This window comes from Arthrobacter sp. MYb221 (genome assembly GCF_002979835.1).
GTDB lineage: Bacteria > Actinomycetota > Actinomycetes > Actinomycetales > Micrococcaceae > Glutamicibacter.
This window is the reverse complement of the sequence record NZ_PCPW01000039.1, coordinates 1-1,356: the sequence shown is the minus strand read 5'-3', so window position 1 is coordinate 1,356 and position 1,356 is coordinate 1. Positions and strand designations below refer to the sequence as shown.

The following is a 1,356-nucleotide window of genomic DNA, read 5'->3' as shown; positions in this document are numbered from 1 at the left end:
TGAACCGTCCCGGAAATCATGCCGCCGTCTTATGTGCGGCAGCGTCGGGTAACGAGCCTGTCATTTCATCATAGTAGGCACGCTCAAATTCCTCGGGAGTTTGGTGATCCAGCGAGGAATGCAAGCGATCATTGTTGTACCAAAAGACCCAGTCGAAGACGACCTCAACGACATCTGATTCGGTCTTCAACGCACCACTGCGGAAGGGAGAACCCTTGGCCACGGCTTCATTCTTGAATAATCCCATGACCGTTTCGGCAGCCGCATTGTCGTACGCATCCCCGACACTGCCAATCGACGGAACCAGCCCCTCAATTTCTAAGGTGTCGGTGTAACGGATCGAGGTATATTGCGAGCCAGCGTCCGAATGATGGAGAAGCCCCTTGTCAACTGGTCTTTTGGTGTGTTTTCGGCGCCATAAAGCCATCTTCAAGCACTGTTCCACGAAGGCGGTGTCTTTCACCGTGGAGGTTTCCCACCCGACGATCGCCCGTGAATACAGATCGATCACCAAGGCCACGTATACGAACCCGGAATACACCGGCACGTAAGTGAAATCTGTGACCCAAATACGGTTAGGGGCACTGGCGCTGAAGTTCCGATTCAGTAGGTCGCCAGCTCGTTTGCCGTCCTTGCCAGGGATCGTGGTGCGGGTCTTACGTCCACGAATCAGGCCGTTCATGCCCTCGTCACGCATGAGTCGGTCAACGGTGTGTTTGGAGACCTCGGGGAAGCCGTTGCGCCGCAGCCAAGCGGTCATCTTTCGCCGGCCATAAAGGATTTCTGGCTTCGGTCTTCCTTTAGCGTCTAACACTTTGAGGCTGCGTAACGTGTCAATGACCTTGGCATCTTCAACTGCTCGCAGGGCCGGAATCCTTATTTTCCAGGCCCGGTAGGTTCGTGCGGCGACCTGCACGCCCTGCTCACGCAGGACGGCGCAGATCGACTCGACCGCATGACCTTCGGCCCGCTGCTCATCAACGAATCGGCAGATTAGCGGCGGCGAGGGTCGAGTTCCCTCGCGAAGAAAATCGATGCAGCTTTCAAGATTTCGTTGGCTTCCTTCAAATCCCGATTCTCCGCCCGCAACGCCTTGAGCTCATCGAGTTCGGTAGTGGTTGGGCCGTCCTTCTCACCGGTGTCGACCTGGGCTTGGAGCACCCAGCGACGCAATGATTCGGGGCCGACATCCAGCTTCGGAGCCAGAGCCTTGCACGCTGCATACACGGAAGGATATTCAGAGAGCCGGTCCACAACCATCGCTACGGCGCGGTCACGAACTTCGGCAGGATACTTCTTGGGCATGGTTTCTATCTTTCTCTCGAAAGACAGCGGCATCAAATCAGGGACGGTTCA

At 56.1% G+C, this 1,356-nt stretch carries 1 protein-coding gene; it reads right to left on the bottom strand.

All coding sequences use genetic code 11. The features are described from left to right. Nucleotides 1–16: 16 nt before the first annotated feature. A protein-coding gene (locus tag CQ015_RS18585) for an IS3 family transposase (protein ID WP_105650854.1) occupies nucleotides 17–1,305 on the bottom strand; the annotation gives its coding sequence in 2 pieces (ribosomal slippage) (nucleotides 17–1,032 and nucleotides 1,032–1,305; 1,290 coding nt in all). Between the last annotated feature and the right edge of the window lie 51 nt (nucleotides 1,306–1,356).